This window comes from Paenirhizobium naphthalenivorans (assembly GCF_007992095.1).
GTDB lineage: Bacteria > Pseudomonadota > Alphaproteobacteria > Rhizobiales > Rhizobiaceae > Allorhizobium > Allorhizobium naphthalenivorans.
This window is the reverse complement of the sequence record NZ_BJZP01000051.1, coordinates 1-7,954: the sequence shown is the minus strand read 5'-3', so window position 1 is coordinate 7,954 and position 7,954 is coordinate 1. Positions and strand designations below refer to the sequence as shown.

Below are 7,954 nucleotides of genomic sequence, written 5' to 3'. Positions count from 1 at the left end.
GGTCCTCGAACGAAACGACCTGCATTTTGGCGAAGCCGAATTTGTCCTCTACGGCCGCGCTCACGCGTCGGCGTTCGGGTGGATGGACAGTTCCGCGCGCAACGGGAGATGTCTCGACCTTGATTTCGGCAATGCCCTGCCGGACGAGGAGCCGGGTGTCGTTGTTGCCGCCACCGGCGATCCTCTGGACGTTCACGCCGCGCAGGTTGCCCATCAAGTCTTCGCGGATGTGCTCCAGGGTCGTGTCGATATTTTTCAGCGTCGTTTCGCGATCCTCGATCGGCAGATAGGTCAGGTCGATATCGACCGAGAGCCGCGGCATGTCGCGATAGAAGAGGTTGATCGCCGTTCCGCCCTTCAAGGCGAAGGCTTCGTGGCGGGCGATGAATGGAAGGGTCCGCACCAGGAGTTCGACCTGACGCATGTATTGGTCACGGGCCATACTGGGCCTCCTTTGGCATCAAGTCATTCGGGACTGTGATGCGATAGATGGGGTGCAGCCGGCCGCCCGGTGTCAGCGCCCGGTCGCCCTTGCCGAGATCGACAGAGGAGACGTCGAGGTGCCGGCGCCAAGCGTGATTGTGCTTGTCAGCAAACACGAAGAAGAGGCGCTTGGTTTTGACGCTTCGGCATAGGGTAAGGAGCGTCGCCAATAATCTCGGGCGCAGATTGGCCAGGCTCTCGAACGCCACGTCCACCTTGTGGAAGCTCTCGCCCCTCGGGACTTCGTCTAGCATTTCGAGGATTGCGCGCTCGGGTGAGGACATCGGCATTGGCCAGCGCCACGGGCTTTGTGCCAGCTCTGGATCCTCGTCGTTGGAAAGGTCGAAGTCCGCGTTTTCGACGCCGGTCGCCCCTTCGCCGAACAGGACGTTACTCCTGGTCTTCACATCAGCGTCCGTCCGTAGCTTCGATAGCCATGTCGGGATATCAGATCCGTAGAGATAGAGGGCAAATTCGCTGCCGAACGAGAGGTAATGAGCATGTCCCCGCAAGGAGAGGGAGCTTGCCCCGCCGACATGGAACTCATGCCGCATGAGCCAGACGGCTGAGAGCAGGGGTATCTTCCAGCCCCGGACAGCTTCTGGATTGGTATCGGAGGAGAATGGGCGGCGGTACACACCAGACATGACAGGTTCAAGCCAGCCCTGCTTGAGATAGCCTGACACGGATTGTCGCGAGATGGCATGGCGGGCCATCCACCTTCAGTCTACCAGAAAGCCGGGGGGGACTTGCTGAAGAAGTTGCTTTAGCTTTGTCTCTGATTGTCCATTCATGTTTGACGTTATGTCACACAATTAAAGCAGGCGCGAATGAAACTTTATAAATGAAGCAAATTGTCAACTCTGAATTGACTATTTGTGTCAATTGAAAAGTGACGTGAGAGGTCGATGCTCCCTCGGCGTAACGGACTCGGATCGCCCTAGACGGTTCAGCGCAACTGTGCAGTGTGCTCGCATTCTGGATACTGATTGCATCCCAAAAACCGGCTGTTACCGCGACCATTCCTTTCGACCAACTGGCCAACCCGGCATTTGGGACATTGATGCAGGGGATCGCCATCGATCGATTCAAATCGCAAATCGTCGCCGGCAATGTCGGAAAGTTCGCGGATATATCGAGAAGGCTCCCGGCTATTCGTGAGCAAAAACACGCCGCGGCTTGCCCGAGTCAATGCGACATAGAAAAGGCGACGCTCTTCGGCAAACTCGAAGCTTTCTGGTCGTGGCATGACCAGATTGAGAAGTTCGTCGTCCTCGATCCGGCTCGGCACGCCGTAGTCGCCTTCGCTGACATCGAGCAGGATTGTGTAGTCGGCCTCGAGTCCTTTGGCGCGATGGAACGACAGTCCCGAAACCTCGATATTTTCGAATTTTGGCGGTGTACCCTTGAACGGATCGAGCTGGTTATAGCGCCATAGGACCATGACGTTGAGCTTTTCGCGCCCCTTTGTCCGCCATTGCCCCGAAATCCCACCCAGGAACGAATTTAGCCGTTGCAAGAGCTGGTGACACGCCTCGCCGAATTCCGGCTTGCTCCCTTCACCACTGATCGGAATGACCCGGATCGATCGTGGGATGGTTGGTCGCGTCGAGCGTACCGACTTCTTCAGCTGCGCCGAGTTTCGCTGAACGAAGCTGGCGGCCGTCTCCGCTATGAGCTGATTGCAACGGTACGTTTGCTCCAGTCGACCTTGCCAGCTCGCTCCGAAGTTTGCCTCGAACTGCGTGAAAATGGTAATGTCAGAACCGGCAAAACGATAGATCGATTGCCAGTCGTCACCAACGGCAAACATTTTCGTGAACGGCTTCTGGTGTTTCAGCGCCTTGATCAGATTCGCGCGTGGCTCCGATACATCCTGGAACTCATCGACAAGGATCAGCGAGTAGGGGCTCCGGTATTGCCTCGTCTCCACGAGATGTGTGGCGTTCGCGATCATCGAGTCGAAGTCGATGCGTTTGGCCTGGTCCAGCTTCCGTGAATAGGATTCGGTGATCTTCCAGATCACCTGAGCAAATTCTCGGGCACGGGTCCGGTCATGGAGCGATTTGGCTCGCTCAAGCAGCATGTCGAGGGTCAGATGGCTAGCCCGGATGTGCTTGATACATACCGCTATCAGCTTGTGATAGTGCTTGATGACCACTGGCTCGAGACCTTTGACGATTGCCGTGTAGCTTTTTTGTTGGAGCGGAATGCCTCGTTTCGTGATTTCTGTCTGTAGGGCTGTGAGCAGCGATCCGTCGCGCGCTTGCGCCGATGTTGTCTGGAATACGTCCATTCCGGCTTTATGGTATGCGGTCATCTTCTGTTCGGCATGGGTGACGTAGTTTTCGAACGGAGAGGAACCGTCCGCATTGACGGCGAGGTGCTCATGGATGGTGTTGCTGGCAGGGTAATGGAAGTCCGGATGCACGTGTCGGATCTCGCCAATATCCTCTTCAATGGGGATCTGACGTTCATACTCGAATTCGACGGAGTGCAGCCAGAGCCAGTTGACGATGGTCTGTTCCTGAAGTGATTTCACATAGATGCCAGCCATCGTGCCAATGGTCGCATTGCCTTTTCGTCGACGTGCTGAGAGGTACCGATCGTAGTCCGCCTTGGAATCGAACACTTCTGCCGGAATATCCGCCTTGGGATGAAGGACGAGGAGATTGACCCAGAGCCGGGCGAACTCCGGATCCGACCGCAGCAACTCGTCAATGATCTGTTCAATGACCTTCGCTTCGCCGGCGGGGTGCTCAACCCAGTTGACAAGCTGTGGCGGCTGTCCTTCGACTTCCCGAATGACACCGAGACCGAGCGCGTGAAACGTGGTCACCTTGCATTTCAGATCGTCCGGATCGACCGCCAGCTGCCGGGCTACTCGCTCCTTCAGTTCGTGGGCCGCGTCCTTGTTGAAAGCGAGCACAAGAATATCTTCCGGGCGGTAAAGCTTCTTGTCGAGGACATAGGCGACCTTGCCGACCATCGTGGCGGACTTGCCCGATCCAGCGGAGGCGACAAGAAGGTTGTTGTCCTCCAGTCTAATGCAAGCTTCGCGCTGCTGATCGGATAATGAGTGGCCGTCCAGATCGTCGAAGAACGATCGGTATCTCGCCAGCTCGGCCGAAACAAACGCATCGTTGTATCTGTGGCGGACAGCGGGATCGGTGATGAAGGCGAGCGATCGGGGAAGCGTCGCTTTCAGGGTGGATGTCATCAACTCCGGATCGAACAGGGGGTGCGAAAGTGCCGCGGCGGCTTTACTCTCCACACTGGCAACAGCCCGTGCAAGGTCAGCATGGGCGAGATATTGGCTTTGTCCCTCCACGATAGCCATCAGTTTCGTATCCACCGCGTTCAGATGCTCGGTATCGGAGCCGATCAGATCGAAGAGGTAGCTGTTGATGAAACTGTAGAGATCGGCCGCCAACCGGGTGGCAGCCTCTTCTCCGAGACAATGTAGGCTGTAGACCTGATCGCGAGTCCGGACTTCGACCGAATGCCAGAGCAACGCCTTGCTGACGGAAATCGCGACAACATTCAGGCACGCAAGGTTTTCGGCGCCGTTCTGGTTCATCAGTATGGTCGCCGGTAAGGACAGGCGCAGTGTCACCTTCCATTTCCCTTGGGGAAGGAAGCGCGCAACGAAACTAGGCCGGTATGTTCGAACACGATCAGACATCAGGGGTAAGCTCTACCAGAACGTTCAGTCCGGAAGCCATGCGCAATCTATCCAGTATCGTTCATACCGTTTTGCGAATTCTGCCATCTCTCGGACATTGGCCTGAGGTGTCTGGCAGGCCCGGGCGCAGGTGGTGACAACATCTCGGTAAAAAGCCTGAGAAACCGGCCGGATGCCCTCGTAGTTTAGAACTAGGTCGGGAAGCCGTTCTGTGATCGCCTCGCCGCGAGGGGCCATGACAATAGTCGGCGGTGTACTATGCGCGTTGATCAAGACGTACCTCCAGCTCGGATCGGCTTGCCCCTGAGCCGGAACGAGTTCGCAGGGGCAGGCATCACCGCCTCCGGAAATCTCCTGATAGATCGCCTCGATCGCTTGAGCTTTCCTGGCGATCAAAACATAGGGTCCTGCCGGCGTATAGTCGCCCATTCGTTCGTCAAACTCGATGCCCAGTAGATGCCGCAGGTCGTAGTGGGTCGATTTGTCTAGGGTCGCACGTTCCGAGGTAAACCATTGGAGTTGGCGCAGGGTGATCCCGGCTGCGGCTGCGACGTCTTTCGGCGGGTTGGGCCAGCAGGCGACCAGGTTCCGGGCGATTTCAGCCGTATTGTCGTGCTCTTCGTAGGCCGGAAATTCGTCGTCATCGTCTGACGGCTTTTCCCCCGAAATCAGCCAAGTCCTTCGGCTCATACCGTCGTAATGAAAATAGCGGGGTTGATCGGGTGGGAGCGCCGATTCCCAGGATGACAGCCATGGGCCAGCTTCCCAATCCCGGTCTTCGAGGGGAACAGATGGCGGTTTGCGCATCGGCCAGCTCAGCCATTGCTCTATGCTGTCCTCCAGTTTTCGATTGCTGAGGCCGCGAGGCCTGCGACGCGCACTCCGGTTGTGAGCTTCCTGCGCATCGAGACAAAGGGCTTCCACGCATGCGGCCAACGACAAATCGACCGGATCATGCCGTTTCGACAGCCATCGGGAGTCATCCTGAGCCGAGCGAAGTGATGCAGGAGCTGCCTTATCCTTGGTATCGGCAACCTCAAGACGGACGCCGATCGTGGCGAGATCCGCCGCAAGCCCCGGATCTGCCTGTGCTATATAGCGATTGACACGAAGAACATCCGGCAAGCCCCGCAACCCCTCCCCGTCTTTCCAAGCTGTCCACAGCACCTCGCATAAAGATTTGCGCTGGCCGACGGTCGAGAATGTCAGCCAGCGGATCGGCAGGCCGGCGACGGCGACGCCATAGAGTATGATGGGATCCAGCTCGCGTCGTTTCGCATCGGCGAGCTTTATAGGATCGCGGACAGCGACGATGCCGTGCTGAGGGTGGTGAAACAGAAATTTGGCGATCGAAAGGTAGAAATGATGTTCCCGGTTTGGCTGGGTTGTCGGATCGTTCATGGCTGCCCCCCCGGAATCGTCAAATCAATGCCGGTATCCTACGGTTTCGAGGCCGGACGCCAAAGTAAATCCTGACTTCAAATTGCGATTGTTTGCCGCTCTTTAGACTTCGCCTTGAGGGAACGGGAGGACGGTCGGTCGTTGCTCACACGGGTCCTGGTGCGTATTGTGCACCGGTTCCCGCTCGAACCGGATTGGATCTGAATGGCCTCGCAACTCGACTTCTTCGCAGTGCCTGTTTCGCCAACTTCGGCACAAGCTGCCCGACCGTCGGTTGCCGAGAACGACATAGGAGGCGCTGATGATGAAGCTATGGCACGTCATCTGGAAACGACCGGCAATTACCGCATCTTGCGAAGACTTCAGCCACGTCTGACAGTCGAAAACCCACGGCCGGAATTTCCGCGCCGGGGTATAGTTCTCGATACCGAGACCACGGGCTTGAACTACCGCACTGACGAGATCATCGAAATCGGCGCGATTGCCTTTACCTTCAATGACGAGGGAGAGTTTGGCGATGTCACGGGTGTCTATGGCGGACTTCAGCAACCGAAGATTCCGATCCCCGCTGATATCACCCGCCTCACCGGGATTACCGACGAGATGGTTTCGGGGAACATTATCGACACCGCTCTTTTGGCGGCCTTGATCGAGCCGGCCGATTTCATTATCGCTCATAACGCCGGTTTCGACCGCCCTTTCTGCGAGGCATTTTCTCCGATTTTTGCCCATAAGGCGTGGGCCTGTTCCGTCTCGGAAATCGACTGGTCCGCGCGCGGCTTTGAGGGCAGCAAGCTCGGCTATCTGATCGGCCAATCCGGATATTTCCATGATGGCCACCGTGCGGTCGATGATTGTTTCGCACTTCTGGAAGTGCTTGAGCAGGCCCGAGCGGGCGCAACCACCTCGCCGTTTTCGGAACTCTATCTTGCCAGCAAGCAGTCGCGTGTTCGCATTTATGCGGAGAACAGTCCCTTCGACATGAAGGATCATCTGAAAGCGCGGGGTTACCGATGGTCGGACGGCTCCGATGGCCGCGTAAAATCTTGGTGGGTTGAACTGGCCGAAGAGAAGCTCGACGACGAACTGCATTTCCTGCGGACGGAGATTTATCGCTGGGACGTCGATCCACCGGTCAACTATCTGACGGCGTTCGATCGCTTCAGGGCTGTTTGAATGGTCGGGAGGGGCTGTGACGACCATTCTGGGAATTGATGCAGCCTGGACTGCAACACAGCCGAGCGGTGTCGCGGTGGTTTCCTCCACCGTTGGCGATTGGCGCCTGATCTTCGCGGGATCGTCCTATGGTCATCTCTTGGCCTACGCTAATGAGGGGCTTAACTCCACTTCTCGCCCTTCCGGCTCGATCGCAGAGGCCGCGGCCCTTCTTCCGCAGCCGGGAAAATCGCTGGCGCTCCTGTCGACATTGCAAGGTCGAGCGTCGCATCAAGGCGGCCAAATTCCCGGTGGTCAAAAGCCTCGACAGCTTCGACTTCGCCGCCATCCCAAAGCTGAACAAGATGAAGGTGCTGGAACTGGCCCGTTGCGAATGGATCGAGCGTCGCGAGAACGTTATCGCGCTTGGGCCCAGCGGCACGCGAAAGACCCATGTTGCGCTTGGTCTCGGCCTGGCTGCCTGCCAGAAGGGGTTGTCCGTCGGGTTCACCACAGCGGCTGCGCTCGTCAGCGAGATGATGGAGGCCCGTGACGAGCGGCGTCTGCTGCGGTTCCAGAAGCAGATGGCCGCTTACCAGCTTCTCATCATCGATGAGCTGGGCTTCGTGCCGCTCTCCAAGACCGGCGCGGAATTGCTGTTCGAGCTGATCTCGCAACGCTATGAGCGGGGTGCCACGCTGATCACCAGCAATCTTCCCTTTGACGAATGGACGGAGACGCTCGGATCAGAGCGCCTGACCGGCGCTCTGCTGGATCGTATCACCCATCACGTCAACATTCTCGAAATGAACGGCGAGAGCTATCGTCTCGCTCAAAGCCGCGCCCGCAAGGCTGGCTGAAACCTCTCAAAAAATCGCCGCGCGTGCATGAGACCCCCGCTCGCGCTACGCCCTCCCGCGGGTCTCATGCACGCGCCACAAGTGGCCGACTATTGCGCCGCCGCGTGGCCGGTTTTTACTCCGCCGTTGACACAACGTCAATCTTGAAAAGTTCGTTCGTTTGAATTATTTATTGCCGCAGCCGGCTGTTCGAGCGCGGAACGCGACGGCGCAGCGACCGGTTAGAAGCGATCGAGGCTTGGTGCCCGATCGATTGAGGGTTTCCACGCGGTTCGATTTCTTCGTCCCCGGTGTATGGTCGGCAGATCAGGAGAGGCTAGTGCAAAGCGAAAAACGACACATCGACATCCAGTCGCTTTGGGCAACGTAA

5 protein-coding genes and 1 pseudogene are annotated in these 7,954 nt (G+C 57.5%); 2 read left to right on the top strand and 4 right to left on the bottom strand.

Annotation, left to right across the window (positions count from 1 at the left end):
• The 4 genes from RNA01_RS22415 to RNA01_RS24255 all read right to left on the bottom strand — a co-directional run.
• The coding region (locus RNA01_RS22415; protein ID WP_235916847.1) for a nucleotidyl transferase AbiEii/AbiGii toxin family protein at positions 1-442 on the bottom strand (442 nt) is incomplete at its 3' end.
• Complete coding sequence (locus tag RNA01_RS22410; RefSeq protein ID WP_147182335.1) at positions 432-1,199, bottom strand: type IV toxin-antitoxin system AbiEi family antitoxin domain-containing protein; 768 nt, start codon at positions 1,197-1,199, stop codon at positions 432-434. The genes RNA01_RS22415 and RNA01_RS22410, both read right to left, overlap by 11 nt.
• 233 nt (positions 1,200-1,432) lie before the next feature.
• Entirely contained in the window at positions 1,433-4,099 is a 2,667-nt protein-coding gene (locus RNA01_RS22405) for a UvrD-helicase domain-containing protein (RefSeq protein ID WP_268906708.1), read from the bottom strand.
• 93 nt (positions 4,100-4,192) lie between these two features.
• Complete coding sequence (locus tag RNA01_RS24255) at positions 4,193-5,569, bottom strand: hypothetical protein (RefSeq protein ID WP_147182333.1); 1,377 nt, start codon at positions 5,567-5,569, stop codon at positions 4,193-4,195.
• 204 nt (positions 5,570-5,773) lie between these two features.
• Here RNA01_RS24255 and RNA01_RS22395 point away from each other — a divergent pair, with 204 nt between their 5' ends.
• Together RNA01_RS22395 and istB are read left to right on the top strand one after the other, a co-directional pair.
• Positions 5,774-6,745, top strand: a complete 972-nt coding sequence (locus tag RNA01_RS22395; RefSeq protein ID WP_147182332.1) for a 3'-5' exonuclease — start codon at positions 5,774-5,776, stop codon at positions 6,743-6,745.
• Positions 6,746-7,002: 257 nt separating this feature from the next.
• Positions 7,003-7,584 (top strand): annotated as a pseudogene (gene istB / locus RNA01_RS22385) (IS21-like element helper ATPase IstB); the annotation flags it as partial.
• Positions 7,585-7,954 lie beyond the last annotated feature (370 nt).

What these genes read in the sequence shown, in the direction of transcription:
- RNA01_RS22410 (WP_147182335.1), bottom strand. Translation starts at nt 1,199, where the DNA reads ATGGCCCGCCATGCCATCTCGCGACAATCCGTGTCAGGCTATCTCAAG.
- RNA01_RS24255 (WP_147182333.1), bottom strand. Translation starts at nt 5,569, where the DNA reads ATGAACGATCCGACAACCCAGCCAAACCGGGAACATCATTTCTACCTT.
- RNA01_RS22395 (WP_147182332.1), top strand. Translation starts at nt 5,774, where the DNA reads ATGGCCTCGCAACTCGACTTCTTCGCAGTGCCTGTTTCGCCAACTTCG.